The 15,467-nt window shown below is 63.4% G+C and carries 13 protein-coding genes and 1 tRNA gene; 4 read left to right on the top strand and 10 right to left on the bottom strand.

Annotated features, from left to right (window positions below):
- Positions 1-204: 204 nt before the first annotated feature.
- Complete coding sequence (locus BLV04_RS13310) at positions 205-1,338, top strand: DegT/DnrJ/EryC1/StrS family aminotransferase (RefSeq protein ID WP_093032736.1); 1,134 nt, start codon at positions 205-207, stop codon at positions 1,336-1,338.
- Between the two features lie 127 nt (positions 1,339-1,465).
- Here the strand turns inward: BLV04_RS13310 and proB are convergent, their stop codons facing one another.
- The 4 genes from proB to rplU form a co-directional block, all read right to left on the bottom strand.
- A complete protein-coding gene (proB, locus tag BLV04_RS13305) occupies positions 1,466-2,590 on the bottom strand; it encodes a glutamate 5-kinase (protein ID WP_093032733.1) in 1,125 nt (374 codons plus the stop codon).
- An 18-nt stretch (positions 2,591-2,608) separates the two neighbouring features.
- The gene (gene cgtA / locus BLV04_RS13300; RefSeq protein ID WP_093032730.1) at positions 2,609-3,718 is read right to left on the bottom strand and encodes an Obg family GTPase CgtA; all 1,110 of its coding nucleotides are present in this window, start codon (positions 3,716-3,718) and stop codon (positions 2,609-2,611) included.
- Between the two features lie 90 nt (positions 3,719-3,808).
- Positions 3,809-4,090, bottom strand: a complete 282-nt coding sequence (gene rpmA / locus BLV04_RS13295) for a 50S ribosomal protein L27 (RefSeq protein ID WP_093032727.1) — start codon at positions 4,088-4,090, stop codon at positions 3,809-3,811.
- A gap of 13 nt (positions 4,091-4,103) precedes the next feature.
- On the bottom strand, positions 4,104-4,418 hold the full coding sequence (gene rplU / locus BLV04_RS13290) for a 50S ribosomal protein L21 (RefSeq protein ID WP_093032724.1): 315 nt from the start codon (positions 4,416-4,418) through the stop codon (positions 4,104-4,106).
- Between the two features lie 277 nt (positions 4,419-4,695).
- On the opposite strand from rplU, the gene BLV04_RS13285 reads away from it, so the two are divergent.
- Together BLV04_RS13285 and BLV04_RS13280 are read left to right on the top strand one after the other, a co-directional pair.
- Positions 4,696-5,664 carry a polyprenyl synthetase family protein gene (locus BLV04_RS13285; RefSeq protein ID WP_093032721.1) on the top strand — a complete coding sequence of 323 codons (969 nt, stop codon included), beginning with the start codon at positions 4,696-4,698 and terminating at the stop codon, positions 5,662-5,664.
- Positions 5,665-5,674: 10 nt separating this feature from the next.
- Positions 5,675-5,751, top strand: a tRNA-Pro gene (locus tag BLV04_RS13280).
- Positions 5,752-5,842: 91 nt separating this feature from the next.
- Here BLV04_RS13280 and BLV04_RS13275 read toward each other — a convergent pair.
- Positions 5,843-7,165: an MFS transporter gene (locus BLV04_RS13275; protein ID WP_093032718.1), complete on the bottom strand. Its 1,323-nt coding sequence runs from the start codon at positions 7,163-7,165 to the stop codon at positions 5,843-5,845.
- 277 nt (positions 7,166-7,442) lie between these two features.
- Between BLV04_RS13275 and BLV04_RS13270 the strand changes: the two genes are divergently transcribed.
- The gene (locus BLV04_RS13270; protein ID WP_245731872.1) at positions 7,443-10,226 is read left to right on the top strand and encodes a bifunctional diguanylate cyclase/phosphodiesterase; all 2,784 of its coding nucleotides are present in this window, start codon (positions 7,443-7,445) and stop codon (positions 10,224-10,226) included.
- Positions 10,227-10,275: 49 nt separating this feature from the next.
- Here the strand turns inward: BLV04_RS13270 and serB are convergent, their stop codons facing one another.
- The 5 genes from serB to BLV04_RS13245 all read right to left on the bottom strand — a co-directional run bounded on the left by serB (position 10,276) and on the right by BLV04_RS13245 (position 15,457).
- Entirely contained in the window at positions 10,276-11,544 is a 1,269-nt protein-coding gene (serB, locus tag BLV04_RS13265; RefSeq protein ID WP_093032715.1) for a phosphoserine phosphatase SerB, read from the bottom strand.
- Positions 11,545-11,672: 128 nt separating this feature from the next.
- Positions 11,673-12,899: an SAM-dependent methyltransferase gene (locus tag BLV04_RS13260; protein ID WP_093032712.1), complete on the bottom strand. Its 1,227-nt coding sequence runs from the start codon at positions 12,897-12,899 to the stop codon at positions 11,673-11,675.
- Complete coding sequence (locus BLV04_RS13255; RefSeq protein ID WP_093032709.1) at positions 12,899-13,666, bottom strand: DUF1365 domain-containing protein; 768 nt, start codon at positions 13,664-13,666, stop codon at positions 12,899-12,901. The genes BLV04_RS13260 and BLV04_RS13255 overlap by 1 nt, the downstream gene beginning before the upstream one ends.
- Positions 13,663-15,018 (bottom strand): NAD(P)/FAD-dependent oxidoreductase, encoded by a 1,356-nt coding sequence (locus BLV04_RS13250; RefSeq protein ID WP_093032706.1) that lies wholly within the window; start codon positions 15,016-15,018, stop codon positions 13,663-13,665. Before BLV04_RS13250 ends, BLV04_RS13255 begins: the two co-directional genes overlap by 4 nt.
- A 154-nt stretch (positions 15,019-15,172) precedes the next feature.
- Positions 15,173-15,457 carry a hypothetical protein gene (locus tag BLV04_RS13245; RefSeq protein WP_093032703.1) on the bottom strand — a complete coding sequence of 95 codons (285 nt, stop codon included), beginning with the start codon at positions 15,455-15,457 and terminating at the stop codon, positions 15,173-15,175.
- Positions 15,458-15,467: the final 10 nt, after the last annotated feature.

Here is a 15,467-nt window from a genome sequence, read left to right as displayed (position 1 = left end):
ACTCAGACGTGAAACGGTGTCTCGCCGATGATAGTGTGGGGCCTCCCCATGCGAACGTAGGTCACCGCCAGGGCCTTATGCCCAAAACCCCCGCCTCCAAGCGGGGGTTTTTTTATGCGCCGCGGAAAAGACGGATCGACAGAAACCCGGTATCCTGATGCGTATTGAATCTGTGATCCGAACCAACGATCAAAGGCGGAACGAATGCAATTCATCGACTTGAAGTCACAGTATCGATTGATCGAAGACGACGTGAAGGCCCGGATTCATGCGGTCCTGGAGCACGGGCAATACATTATGGGGCCCGAGGTCGAAGCGCTGGAGATTGCGCTTGCCGAGTTCGTCGGCACGCGGCACTGCATCGGTCTCTCGAGCGGAACAGACGCATTGCTCGCGGCCATGATGGCGCTGGAGATCGGTCGGGGCGACGAGGTCATCACGACCCCTTTCACCTTCATCGCCACCGGCGAGATGATCGCGCTCCTTGGCGTGCGGCCGGTCTTCGTCGACATCGACCCTGTGACCTACAACATCGACCCCGCCCGCATCGAAGAGGCCATCACCGGACGGACCCGAGCCATCATGCCGGTTTCTCTCTACGGCCAATGCGCGGACATGGACGCCATCAACGAGATCGCCGCACGGCATCGCCTGCCCGTGATCGAAGACGCCGCCCAGAGCTTCGGAGCCACCTACAAGGGAAAGCGGTCCTGCGCCCTGTCCTCGATCGGCTGTACGTCCTTCTTCCCTTCCAAGCCGCTGGGCGCGTACGGCGATGCCGGAGCCTGTTTCACGAACGACGATGATGTGGCGAAAAGGCTGAAGGAGATCCGAAACCACGGTCAAGATCGCCGTTATCACCATCCGCGTCTCGGCCTGAATGGCCGAATCGACACGCTTCAGGCTGCGATTCTCCTCGCGAAGCTCTCGCTGTTCGTGAACGAGATCGGCGCGCGAATCCGGATCGGAGCGCGCTATTCGGCATTGCTTCAAGCCCGCGGGGCAGCTTCCAGCGAGGTTGCCGACGGCGCAGTGTTGACACCCTTCATCGCACCGGGCAACGAATCGGTCTATGCTCAGTACACCATTCAGGTCGACGAGCGCGATCGAGTCGGCGAGGCATTGGCGGCCGAAGGAATCCCGACGGCGGTGCACTACCCCGTGCCGTTGAACGACCAGCCCGTGTTTCAACCGAGTCTGGAGCGATTCGCAACCCCTGTCAGCTCGCGTGTGGCACAGCGGGTCATCAGTCTCCCGATGCACCCGTATCTGTCGGATGAGGATCAGGTCCGGATCGCTGATGCGGTCGCAAAGGCCGCTGGACTCGGCACTGATTAAGGTCGGGCGACGAGGGGGGATTGAAAGAGAGCAATCGTAAACCTAAACCGCGTCCGCTCCGACGCTCGTTGACAGGGATGAGGGTCGCGTCCGCTCCAGAGCAACCCGGATCACTCACGGACGCGGTTTAGAGCAAAACCAAATTGTCGCGATGGATCAACTCCTCCTCGTCGAGATAGCCGAGGATCGCCTCGAATCGGCTCGACGGATGACCTTTGATCCTCGCGACTTCCTGCACATCGTAGTTGACCAAACCCCGTGCCACTTCGCGGCCCGATACATCGACACAGGCAACAACCTCGCCACGATTGAAGGCGCCCTGCACCTCCTTGACACCGACGGCGAGCAGACTCGTCCCCTTCTCGCGCAAGGCATTGACAGCTCCGGCGTCCAGCGTGAGGCGACCACGGACCTGGAGATGACCGGCCAACCACTGCTTGCGCGCCGCCTGAGGGCCCTGGAAGGGCACCAGCAAGGTTCCAACCCCCTCCCCTTCTCCGATCCGCCTCAAGACGTCTTCTCCACGCCCGGGAGCGATCACGGTCGGCGTACCCGAGCGCGCGGCAAGGCGAGCTGCACGGACCTTGGTGACCATTCCACCCGTACCCAGACCCGTGACGCTGCCGCCGGCGACGCGGTCCAGTTGAGGGTCGTCGACCCGGGTCTCGGGGATCAGGCAGGCATCGGCGTGAGCGCGCGGATCCCGGTCGAACAGACCGTCTTGATCGGTCAGAAGAATCAGGAGGTCGGCCTGGATCAAGTTAGCGACAAGTGCAGCCAAGGTATCGTTGTCGCCGAAGCGCAATTCGTCGGTTGCAACCGTATCGTTCTCGTTGATGACGGGGATCACGCCGAGCTTGAGCAGTGTGCGGAGGGTACTGCGGGCGTTAAGATAGCGGGCCCGATCGGCAAGATCGTCACGGGTGAGGAGCACTTGAGCGGTATGCAGTCCACGCGCCTGGAAACAGTCTTCATACGCGCGTACCAGCCCCATCTGTCCGATCGCGGCAGCCGCCTGCAGTGCATGGAGCGCCTTCGGACGAGCCCGCCAGCCCATCCGCGCCATCCCCTCGGCGACCGCGCCCGAGGACACCAGAACCACCTCGTTGCCCGCCATTCGACGCGCGGTGATCTGCTCCACCCACGGGACTAGCATGCTGCGCTCAAGCCCTGCGCCGTCGCGGGTCAACAATGCACTTCCGATCTTCACGACCCATCGACGCGTGAAGGGGATCATGGAGCGCGAAATCATAGGAAAGATCCAGTCAGGTCAGTCGAGCGGATGCCATTCGGTCTCGGGCCCTGCAGAATAGCCTTCGGCGCCCGTATCGCGATCTGCGCCTGCCTGCTCGGCTGCAGCCCTGTCGGCACCCAACGCTTCGAGCCGAGTCATCAAATCGCCCATCAGCGCCGCCGTGCCCTCCCCCGTCATCGCAGAGATCCCATAGACGGGTGACGTCCACTCGAGTCGGGCGATGATCTCGTCGCGCCGCTCCTCGTACTCGTCGGGGAGGAGGCGATCGATCTTGTTGAGCACCAACCAACGCTCCTTGCGCGCGAGATCGTCGCCGAAAGCGGAGAGCTCAACCTCGATCTTGCGAACCTGCTCGACGGGATCCACCGCCTCGTCCAGCGGGGCGATATCGACCAGATGCAACAGAAAACGTGTGCGGGACAAATGCTTGAGAAAGTGGCTCCCGAGCCCGGCACCGTCCGCCGCCCCCTCGATCACGCCGGGGATGTCGGCAATCACGAAGCTGCGGTCGCGACCGAGCCGAACCACGCCGAGGTTGGGATAAAGCGTCGTGAAGGGATAATCCGCGACTTTGGGACGCGCACTGGAGACCTGGCGAATCAAAGAGGATTTGCCGGCGTTGGGAAAGCCGAGTAAACCGACGTCCGCGAGCAGGATCAGCTCAAGCTGGAGGTCTCGGCGCTCGCCCGGTGTTCCCGGGGTGAACTGCCTCGGGGTTCGATTGGTGCTGGATTTGAAGCGTGCATTCCCGATGCCGTGAAAGCCACCTTGGGCGACCAACATCTGTTGGCCGGATTCCAGGAGCTCGCCGATCAACTCGCCGGTCTCGCGCTCGAAGACACGCGTCCCGACCGGGACCCGAATCACGAGATCCGCGCCCGCACGACCGGTCATGTCCCGGCTCCTGCCGTTCTGTCCCCGCTCCGCGCGATGCACGCGTTGGTAACGCAGATCCACCAGGGTATTCAGATTAACGTCGGCGATCAGGTGGACGCTGCCGCCGTTGCCCCCGTCGCCGCCGTTGGGTCCGCCCTTCGGGATGTATTTCTCGCGACGAAAGCTGACACAGCCGCTGCCGCCGTCTCCCGCCTCGACCCGAATGAAAGCCTCGTCGACGAATTTCATAACTCAAACAACCTCATCGCTGAAACGAAAAGAGCCCCGCCGAAACGGCGAGGCTCGCGTGCCCGTTGCGATGGGTAGAGCCCGACCCGATCAGGCCGAGCCGACGACGCCCGCAGGCTTTTCGACCACGGTCACGAATTTACGATTCTTCGGCCCCTGCTCGACAAAGGTCACAACCCCGTCGCGCAGCGCAAAGAGCGTGTGGTCGCGTCCGCAACCGACGTTGACGCCGCTGTGGAATCGGGTACCGCGTTGGCGCACGATGATGGCCCCGGCCTTCACGACCTGACCACCGAAGACCTTGACGCCGAGCCGCTTGGATTCCGAATCACGCCCGTTGCGCGAGCTACCGCCAGCTTTCTTATGTGCCATGGGAGTCTCCTCTTCAGCCGGCGCTGATCGCCGTAATCTTCAGGGCGGTGAACGATTGACGATGGCCCTGGCGCTTCAGATGGTGCTTGCGCCGCCGGAACTTCACGATCATGACCTTCTTCGCACGCCCGTGGCCTTCGACCGTTGCGCTGACCTTACCGCCTGCGACGTAAGGCTTGCCGATCTTGACATCGTCTCCGTCGGCCACCAAAAGGACCTGATCGAAGTCGACGACAGCGCCCTGCTCCGCCACCATCTTTTCTACTTTGACGGTGTCGCCTTCCGAAACCCGGTATTGTTTGCCACCGGTTTGAATGACCGCGTACATGTCTGAAGATCCCCAAAACCATTCGGCGAGATCGGCGACAGGCGCCGAAACAAAAGAAGCGGAATACTACTCGACAGATATCCCCTGGTCAAGGCCGTTGCTGCAGTCGTTTCGGAGAACGACACCGGGTCGTGTCCCCCCCCGGCGGACAAACCCCGCAAGACAGCCGGGTGCACAGGGGCCTCGCGACGCGCCTCCACAACCCGCCTCCGACTTGACAGACCCCCATCCCACACCTAGCATCCGCGGCCACGATCAGTCAGTCCATCGATACCTCATGGATATTACCGCGCTCCGACAACCCGTCGCCGAAGACGTCAAGGCCGTTGACGCCTTGATCCTGCGTCGACTCCGGTCAGACGTGGTGCTGATCAACCAAATCGGCAGTTATATCGTCAATAGCGGCGGCAAGCGCTTGCGCCCGCTCTCGGTGCTCCTCGCATCCCGGGCTTGCGGGTACACGGGCGACCGGCACATCGACCTTGCTGCGGTCGTCGAGTTTATCCATACCGCAACGCTGCTGCACGACGATGTCGTCGATGCCTCCGAGCTCAGACGCAACCGCGAGACGGCCAACGTCGTCTGGGGCAACGACGCCAGCGTGCTGGTCGGCGACTTCCTCTACTCCCGCGCCTTCGAGATGATGGTCGATGTCGGGAGTATGCGGGTCATGGACATCCTCTCGCATGCGACCAACCGGATCGCCGAAGGCGAGGTGCTCCAGCTCCTGAATACGCACGACCCCGACACGGATCAGACCCGTTACATGGAGGTCATCACCCGCAAGACGGCGACGCTGTTCGAAGCGGGCGTGCGCCTCGGCGCCGTGCTGGCCGAATCGAGCCCCGGTGTGGAAGAAGCCGCTGCGAGCTATGGCCTCAACCTCGGGATTGCCTTCCAGCTCATCGACGACGCATTGGATTACAGTCCGGCAAACGCCGAGCTGGGCAAGAATGTCGGCGATGACCTCGACGAGGGAAAGCCGACCCTCCCGGTGATTCGGGCGATGGAGGTCGGAACACCCGAGCAAAAGGCATTGCTGCGCAAGGCCATCGAAGAAGGCGGCCGCAAGCACATGGAATCCGTCGTCGAGGCGATTGCGTCGACCGACGCCATTACCTATACTACGCGGCTTGCGGAAGACTACGCGGATCAAGCAAAACGTGCATTGTCTGCTTTGCCTTCCTGCCCAGCCAGGGACGCGATGGCAACGCTGGCTGATTTCTCGGTCGACCGCAAGCATTGATGGACTATTTCGGGGTGTAGCTCAGCTTGGTAGAGCGCTGTCTTCGGGAGGCAGAAGTCGCTGGTTCGAATCCAGTCACCCCGACCAAAATTCCCGCTACACATCAGCCGGCTCAAGCCGGCTTTTTTGTTTCTACTGCTCCTCTGCCCCAGGCGTATAGATCGACGCAGGAGGGCAGCTAGACCCGCTCCGAAGCGCTTACGCTTGCCGATTCCGGCGAGTGCCTCAACCGAACATAGATGCTCGCAAATACAAGCAGGACATTGATCGCGCCCACGACGTAGAAGGGTGCGCGCGGATCGACCCGATCGAACAGATACCCACCAATCGGCGTAATCAAGAGAATACCGATCGCGCCGGCGACGTTGAAGGCACCGAGCACCGAGCCCCGCTGCCCGGCCGGAGCTTCCTGTCCGATCAATGATTGGCCGCCGAGGTAGACACTGATCTGCCCGATCCCGAGCAGGATAAAAAAGACCGGACCGTAGGACGAGAGCGGATCCTCGAGCGCCAACAGACTCAGATTGCCCAGCGCCGCCAGTGCCATGCAAATCGCGAGTCCCGTGACCCTGTCGATCCGATCGAGCAGCGGGCCGAGAACCGGCGCCCAGACGAGTGCCGAGATCTGCGCCATCACGAAGATCAGGGTTCCGCTCATCACCGCCGAGGCGGACTCCATGCCTGCCGCCTTGGCCGCGAGGGTGCCCCAGAGGACGAGAAAGATCGCGTTGACCGATTGGTCGCCGCGTGCGATGAATGCGGACGAATAGGCCAGGAGGATGCGCGGATTGCGCCCATGCGCGAAACCACCGACCAAAAGCTCGCGCACGCTCGGACGATCCTGGAGACGCACCGGCAGGCCCGGCTTGAGTCCCCAGAGGAGCAACAGGGCAACCGCGACCGCAAGACCCGCGACGATAAAATGGGTCAACCTGCCCGCGGTGACGCCGTCGAAGCCCGCGCCGGTGAAAACCTTCGGCATGGCGCCGAGGCCCTGACTGATGAGCACGACACCCAAGCCGCTCATGACACCGACGATGGCCACCAACTTGCCGCGCGAGCGTTCTGCCGGATAATCGGCAAGGACGGTGGACAACCCGCCCGCGACCGCGACCACGCCGATCGCGTAAAGGATCCGGTAGACATAAAGCGCCTCGACCGATTCCGCGAGCGGATAGAGGACATAGGTCAGGGCCAGGACCAGAAACCCCGCCGCGTAGACCCCTCGGCGACCGATCCGGTCCATGAGGACGCCGGCCGGCAGAAACAGCAACAGGGTGACGATCTCGGTGAGGAACACAAGGTTGCCGCTGATCGCGCCCTGCTTGGACTCCGGAACCCCCAGATGCTCGTTGAGGATGTAAGTCTGTCCGATGGAGATGAAGATCATCAACCCGATCGAGAAAAACGCAGCGGCCAAAAAGGTCCAGCCGTTTCGAGGCAGGATGGACGGCGCCAAGTGGATCGGGCCGATCCGGTAGGTCCGGTCGAGGTCGGGCATCTGCGGATCTCCGGCGATGGGCCATTGCGGTGTTGACGGTCGGGCCGGCATTATCCCATCAGGCGACGGATGCGGATACTCCGGTTGCAGCTCGACACTGCGAGGATTCACGAAGCCGGTACCGAGCAGGCTCATGGAAACTGCGAGCCGTGCGGGAATCACGCCCCGACAACAACATTCAACCTTAGATGCCCGAATGGACATGAGGCCAAAGCCAACGATCGCTTCGCCCCCTTCGACCCGATGGGGATGGTTACCGCTCTTATGGATCCCGACGTTGGTCACCGCAGCCGAGCCCGCGGTGTCCTGGTCCGCTTCCGTCGGGGCAGGCACGGCCGGCACACTGGCCCTTTTAGCTGCAGTCGCCGCCGGTGCAGCTTGGCGTGAACGCCGGCTCCGACACGACATCGCCGCACAGGCGCAAGCGGCGCACGCCGGCCTCGAAGATCGCTTGGCTCGTAGCGAGCGCCTCGTCGAAGAGACACAACAGCTGGGGCATCTCGGAACCTGGGAGTGGGATGCCGAGAACGACCGGCTCGAGTGGTCTGCCGAGGTCTATCGCATCTTCGGCGTGCCGCCCGAAAGCTTCCCGGGCACCTACAAAGGCTTCCTCGACTTCGTTCACCCGGAGGACCGCACACGCGTCGAGCACGCGGTTCGGGCGGCCATCGCAGGGATCAGGGATTACGACTGCGAGCACAGGATCCTGCTTCCCGACGGCCAGGTGCGCTACCTCCACGAGCGCGCGACGCTGACCCGCAAGCACGGCCGTCCGGTGTCGATGACGGGCACCGTGCGCGATGTCACCGAGACCCGACGTGCCTGGATGCTCCAGGAAAGCCGCATTCGCATCATGGAGTTGATCGCGGACGGCGCTCCCGTGCAGGAGGCGCTCGACGCGATCGCCGCATCGATCGAGGCGCTCGACCAGAGCCTCATGTGCTCGATTATGCTGATGGACAACGCAACCCACCGTCTGCGCGTCGGTACGGCCCCGAGTCTTCCGGATCGACTCGTCGAGGCGATCGACCGCCTGACGGACGAGCCGCCGAATGGGGCGGCCCCTTACCCGATCGGCGAGTCTCTGGTGGTCGCGGACGTCCTCTATCACCCGTATTGGCAATCGCTGGCAGGGATCACGGAGGAAACCGGCGTCCGCGCCTTCTGGTCCGAGCCGATTCGCGATGCCGGCGGGGATATCTTGGGGGCCTTCGATATCTATTCGCGAACGCCCGGCAAACCCGACGCGGAACAGCTGATTTATATCGCTCAAGGCGCCGCTCTCGTGGCAGTCGCCTTGCAGCAAGCGCGCGATCGCGCGGCACGCATCGCCGCCGAGGAACGCGCACGGCTCCTGCTGGAGTCGACCGGGGAAGGGGTGTTCGGGCTCGACCCCGAAGGCGTGACCACTTTCATCAACCCCACCGGCGCACGCCTGTTGGGTTACGACCCCAACGACCTGGTCGGCAAACCCTGTCCCGCCGTCACCCATGACGATCCCGAAGAAGGCGACCGCGACGCAACCGCCTGCCGCATGCTCTCGGTGATGCATACCGGCAAAGACATCGTAGTCAGCGACGAGGTCCTGCAGCGACGCGACGGCACGGCGTTTCCCGTCGAGTATCGCGCAACACCGATCCGCGTCGGTGACTCCGCGATGGGTGTCGTCGTCACCTTCCACGATATTACCGAGCGCAAACGCAGCGAGGAGCAGATCCTGCGACTCGCCTACTACGACAGCCTCACCGGACTGCCCAATCGCGCCCTGTTCAAGAGTCAGCTCGCCAAGCGACTGACCTCGGTCCGGCGCGCCGATAAGGGCTTTGCATTGCATTTTCTCGATCTGGACCGTTTCAAGGAGGTCAACGACACCCTGGGTCATCCCGTGGGCGATCTGCTCTTGAAGGAGGTCGCCCAGCGCCTGTCGGCCCTCGTTCGCGGTATGGACACGATCGCGCGATTCGGCGGCGACGAGTTCGCCGTGATTCAACCGGATGCACAAAGTATCTCCGATGCAGCCACCCTGGCCGCAAAGATCGTCGAGCATCTGGCTCGGCCTTATTCGATCGACGGCCATGCCATCAACTGCGGGGCGAGCGTCGGCGTCGTCTTCGTCCCCAAGCCGGATATCGACCTGGAGACCCTCCTCGGCCGTGCCGATGTCGCCCTCTACAAGGCCAAGAACAACGGACGCGGCAGCTACGCATTCCACACCGACGCCATGACACGGCAGGTCCGCCGCGATGCCGCACTGACGGATCGGATCGACAAGGCCGTGCGCAGCGGCGAGCTCTTCCTGCACTACCAGCCGCAGGTCGAGCTCGCGAGCGGGCGAATCACGGCCGTCGAAGCCCTGGTGCGCTGGCAACATCCGGTGGAAGGGCTCCTGCCGCCGGGCGATTTCGTGCATCTCGCCGAGCGCCGCGGACTCTTCCATATCCTCGGCAGCTGGGTGCTGAGCACCGCCGCACGCGAGGCGCAAGGCTGGCATGACCGAGGTCTCGCTTTCGGTCGGGTCAGCATCAATGTCTCGCCTCAGCAGGTCCGCGCCGGCTGTCTCGCCGATGATGTGCTCGCGACGGCCCAGGAGACGGGTCTCGACCCCGCTCGGCTCGAGCTCGAGCTCACCGAGACCGCGATGATGGAATACGGCGAGCATTATCGAACCCAGATTGCCGTGCTCCGCGACCTCGGCGTTCGGCTCGTTCTCGATGACTTCGGCACGGGCTTCTCGTCCTTGACCTATCTGCGTCGCTCCGCGGTCAGCACGCTCAAGATCGACCGACAATTCGTCCGCGAGCTCGACGACAACCCCGAAGCCGTCGAAACCGTTCAGGCGTTGCTTGCCGTCGCGCATGCACTCAAGCTCGACACGGTGGCCGAGGGTGTCGAAACCCGCAAGCAGGCGGAGCGCTTGGCGGCGATGGGCTGTCGGTGCGGGCAGGGGATTTGGTTCGCGCCTCCAATGGAGGCAAAGGCCATCGAAAGGCACCTGGCGGCGGGATTCATTCGTCCCGGCTCCGAGGCGGCCGAATCCGACAACGACCGACTGCCGACATAGCGCCGAGCGGCCGATACGACAGGACAGGACGACTCAGGCGTGCGGTCGGCTACACGGAAGCCGCCGAGAGATCATCCTCGCGCCGAGGCGGCGCCCCTCTGGCGAGCCGCTCGAGGTCGCGGTCGCGCATCCCGAGCAGATAGAGGATCCCGTCGAGCCCGACGTTTGCGATGGCGTGACGCGCTTGCTGGGTCACGATCGGCTTGGCATGAAAGGCGATCCCGAGGCCCGCGATCGCAAGCATCGGCAGATCGTTCGCACCGTCGCCCACGGCGATGACCTGCTCCAGGCGAATCCCTTCACGGGCCGCAATCTCGCGCAGCAGCTCGGCCTTGCGTGCCCCGTCGATGATCTCGCTCGAGACCGTGCCGGTCAGCTTGCCGTCGCGAAACTCCAGTGTATTGGCATAGACGTCGTCGATCCCGAAGCGACGCTTCAGGTGCTCGGCAAAATAGGTAAAGCCGCCCGAGAGGATAGCGATGCGATAGCCGAGCTGCTTGAGGCTCGCAATGAGCCGATCGGCGCCCTCGGTGATGGGCAGGCGCTCAGCGATCTCGCCGAGCACCGACTCGTCGAGCCCTTCGAGCAGCGCGATACGGCGGCGGAAACTCTCCTTGAAGTCGAGCTCGCCGCGCATCGCGGCCTCGGTGATGGCCGCGACCTCGGGCCCGACACCGGCTGCCGCGGCCAGCTCGTCGATCACCTCGGTTTGGATCAGGGTCGAGTCCATGTCGAAACAGACCAGACGTCGGTTGCGTCGAAAGATGTCGTCCTCCTGCACCGCGACGTCCACATCCAGGATCTGTCCGAGCGCAAGCAAACTCGCGTGCAGCTCGGAGAGATCCGCAACCGCGCCGCGGAGCGAAAGCTCGACACAGGCGAGCGGATGGCGCTCCGGCACACGCCGCGAGAGACGGCCCGTCAACCGCGAGATCCGATCGACGTTCAGACCGTATTCGGCGACCACGGCCGACACCCGCGCGATGTGCTCCGAATCGATCTCGCGACCCAGCAGGGTGAGGATATGCCGCGGCTGCCCCTGCTCGGTGACCCAGTCTTCGTAGGCGTCGGGATCGATCGGCGTAAATCGAAGATCCAGCCCCATGCCGTGGGCGGTGAACAGCAGATCGCGAAACACCGGGCAGGATGCGCTGTCGGCCGGAAGCTCGACCAGAAGACCGAGCGCCAAGGCGTTGTGGATGGTCGACTGGCCGATATCCAATATCGGCACCCGATACCGTGCCAGGATTGCGGTCAAGGCTGCGGTGATGCCCGGACGATCCTCGCCCGAGACGTTGATGAGGACGATCTCGCTCATGCGGTTTCCATTGCGCGTCGATTCTACGGAAGGTTCGGATGGAATCGCCCGGCGCAGTCCGACGCCTCGCCGCGGGCAAGGGCGCGGGACTCGCTCGACTGCACGCCAGCTGCGCCACGCGACCGGCCTCAGCCGCGTTGCGGGACCTCGAGGATGGTTTGGGTCAGATCGATGCAGCCCGTCTTGAAGCCGGTCTCGCAATAGGCCAGGTAGTAGTCCCACATCCGGCGGAAACGCGCATCGTATCCGAGCCGAGCCACCTCGCGGTCCACCGCGTGGAAGGCGAGACGCCAACGTCGCAGGGTTTCGGCATAGTCGAGGCCGAACCACGCGGTCTCGCGAATCAGTAGATCCGCATCCTGCGCCTCGCGTGTCATGCGCTCGGGTGTGGGCAGCATCCCGCCCGGGAAGATGTAGAGCTGCACGAAATCCGGTTGCTTGCGATAGACGGGGAAATCGTCCTCGTTGATGGTGATGACCTGCAGGGCGATTCGACCACCCGGCCGCACCAGCCGCCGCAACGCCTGGTAGTAGGTCGGCCAGAAGGCCTCGCCCACCGCCTCCATCATCTCGATCGAGACCGCGTGGTCGAAGCGACCCTCGACGTCGCGATAATCCTGAAGCCGAAGGTCGACGCGATCGGCAAGACCGGCGGCCTCGACGCGCTCGCGCGCATAGGCGAGCTGCTCGCGCGAGAGGGTCACGCCGGTCACGCGCAGGCCGCGCCGTGCAGCCAGCTCCGCGAAACCGCCCCAACCGCAGCCGATCTCCAGGATATGCTCGCCGGGCTTGGCGTCCAGCGCATCGAGCAAGCGCAGATATTTACGCTCCTGGGCCGATTCCAGACTGTCCCGCGCCGGGTCGGCAAAGAGCGCGGACGAGTAGGTCATACTCGGATCGAGCCAGCGCCGGTAGAAGTCGTTGCCCAGGTCATAGTGGTGGGCAATGTTGCGACGACTGTTGATGGGGTGATTCTCGCGCAGCCGATGGCTCAACCGATCCCACAGCCGCGACCAACGCATCCCGCGCGGCCCCACGCCCAGATGCTCCATGTTGTCGTAGAGGACCTCGAGCAACGCGGCGAGGTCGGGCGTCGTCCAATGCCCTTCCACGTAGGATTCGCCGAATCCCACCTCGCCGCGGGTGAGCAGCCGACCCGCCATCTTGAACGGCGACTGCACCTCCATGACACCTCTCGCGCCCAGGAATCGGCCGCGGTGCAGGGTCGCGCTCCCGTCGGGAAAACGCACCAGAAGCTGGCCGAATGCGAGGTGCCGGCAAAACCCGCCGATCAGGCGGCTCGACCAGCTCGATCGGCGGGACAGGGGTTCTTGGATCAACTCCTCTGCGGACATCAGGACACCTCTTCTAGGGGCGGAGCCGGCTTGGAATGGTAGCGCCCGCCTTTGAGCCAGATCTTCAAAGCCTGCCAATGGATCATCAGAACGACCTTCAGCGTCAGGAAGGGATAGGCGAAGGCGGCGCGCAGCAGCTTGGCGTCCGTGATCGTCTCTGCGATCCCCTTCTGGACGGCCACCAACATCAAGGATCCGTCCTGATATTCGCGGATCACGATCGCGTGCCGATCGCCTTGCCGGGTAAACCGGAAGTGATAGTCGGCGTTCATGTCGACGAAGGGCGAGACGTGGAAGTCCTTGCGATGCGCGTGACGGATCGGCCAGTCCATCGGCGCACCCTTCTCGTGCAACAGATAGCTGTGGGCCTCGCCGAAGGTGTTGTTGACCTCGCACAGCACCGCAACCGGCCTGTCCGAACGATCGAAACAGGTCCAGACACTCAGCGGATTGAAGACGAATCCGAGCACACGCGGGAAACACTGCAGCTCGATACGGGCGATCTCCATCTCCTGCCCGCAGGCGCGCAGTTGCTCGAGCAGCCAGGGCTTGAGCCCACGACCGTCGCGCGGACCGTGGTCGCGATCGTGGAACGAGAAGAGGTTGAAGCGGTTGTACGAGAACCAGCGGCAGTCGCGCGCGACTTCATCGACCCGCTCGACATCCAGCAACATGCTGAAAACGCGATAGACGAAGCGATAGCGCACCGGAAAGAGCCGCCGATGCATGACATCGCCGAAGATAATTCGACCGGCGACGGTGCTCACGAGGGCACCGCCGACATTCTGTTCCGGGCAGTCCCGGTGCCGGCACCCTCCCCGATCTCGGGTGCGGTCGAGGGCGCAGCCGTGTCCCAGGGCGGACGGACATCGAGCCCGCGCGCCACATCCACCGCGGCACACAGGCCGTCCTCGTGGAATCCGTATCCCAGATAAGCCCCGCTGAACCAGATTCGGTCGCGGCCCTGGATCTCGCCGATACGCTGCTGAGCATCGGTGGCGCTTGCGTCGAACATGGGATGCTCGTAGGTCATCTCGGCGAGAATCGACTCGCTGTGCGGCGGGACACGCGGATTCAGACTGACGAAGACATCGCGACCGGGCGGCAGATCCTGAAGGCTGTTCATCCAGTAGGTCACCGTCACCGGACGATCGGCCCCCTCCCCCGGCTGCTGAATATAGTTCCACGACGACCAGACCCGGCGGCGTTTCGGCATCAGCGCGGTGTCGGTGTGCAAAAAGACCTGATTGGTCTGATACCGGAAGTCGCCCAGGATGTCGCGCTCGACCGGCGTCGGGGACTCGATCAAAGAGAGCGCCTCGTCGGCATGGCACCCCATCACGACCGCATCGAAGCGCAAACGCTCGCCGGCCGCGGTCTCGACCTCGACACCCTGCTCGAGACGCCGCACCCGCTTGACCGGGGTGTCGGCCAGACAGCGCCCCCGCAAGCGCGCCAGGATCGCCTGCACATAGGCACGACTGCCGCCGCGCACCGTCTCCCAATCCGGGCGATCGACTAGATCGAGCAGACCGTGGTTGGCGAAGAATCGGGCAAAACTCAGGAAGGGAAAGTCGCGCATGTCTTCGGTGGGGCAGGACCAGATGGCCGCCGCCATGGGGAGCAAGTAGTGGTTGGCGAACCGCTCCGAGTAACGACCGCGCTGCAGGAAATCCCCGACCGTCAGGGTATCGCCGGGGTTGGAGTTGATGAAGTTCTTCGCCGCTGCGTTGAACTGCAGAATCTCCTTGACCATCCACAGAAAGCGCCAATCAAACAGATTCGAGCGCGCCCCGAACAGCGTATTCAGACTGTCCCCGCCGTACTCGATACGCCCGCCCTCCAGGCTGGCCGCGAACGACATACTGGTCGGATAGGTCGCAACATCCAGATGCTTGAACATCGCGGTCAACAACGGATAGTTACGCCGATTGAAGACCATGAATCCGGTATCGACCGGAAAGGCCCCGCGCGGATCCGGGACCTCGAGCGTATTGCTGTGACCACCGACGTACGCATTGCGCTCGAGCAGGGTTACCTCGTAACGCGAATCCAGCAGCCAGGCCGCACCCAGTCCACCAATACCGCCGCCGACGATCCCGATTGTTTTGACTGACATCCGAATTGATCCTTCCGTTTGATCCCGAGTACAGGGCCGACAACAGCACGAAAGCTGTTCATGTTTCGTCCAATATTGAAGCACTGCTCGAACAGCTCAAGAGCCCGAGCGACGGGGAGACGAAAACCTTGAATGGCGACAGGAGCCGCCGAGCTCAGATCGAGCGTCGCTTCGTTCCGCGGATCAGGTCGTCCATCCGCGACTTTGCGTCGGTCCAGCGCTGCGTGCCGACCTCGCCCGCAGCCAAGAGCTCCATCAGGCCGTAAGCCAACGGACGATGATCCCCGGGCAGATCGAAGAGCTTGGTCAGCTTGAACAAGCAGCCGGCCTTTTGATGCTCGAGCGTGCAGGCAAGGGCGTAGAGCGTGAGGGCGGAGGCGGACTCGGGCGCCGACGCGATCAGCGCCAAGGTTTCGTCGAGCGGGTCGGGTGTATCCATTATGCGGGTG

Origin of the sequence: Thiocapsa roseopersicina, from assembly GCF_900106925.1 — a bacterium.
Taxonomy (GTDB): Bacteria; Pseudomonadota; Gammaproteobacteria; order Chromatiales; family Chromatiaceae; genus Thiocapsa; species Thiocapsa roseopersicina.
The sequence above is the reverse complement of the archived record's forward strand: the minus strand, read 5'-3'. Positions and strand labels throughout refer to the sequence as shown.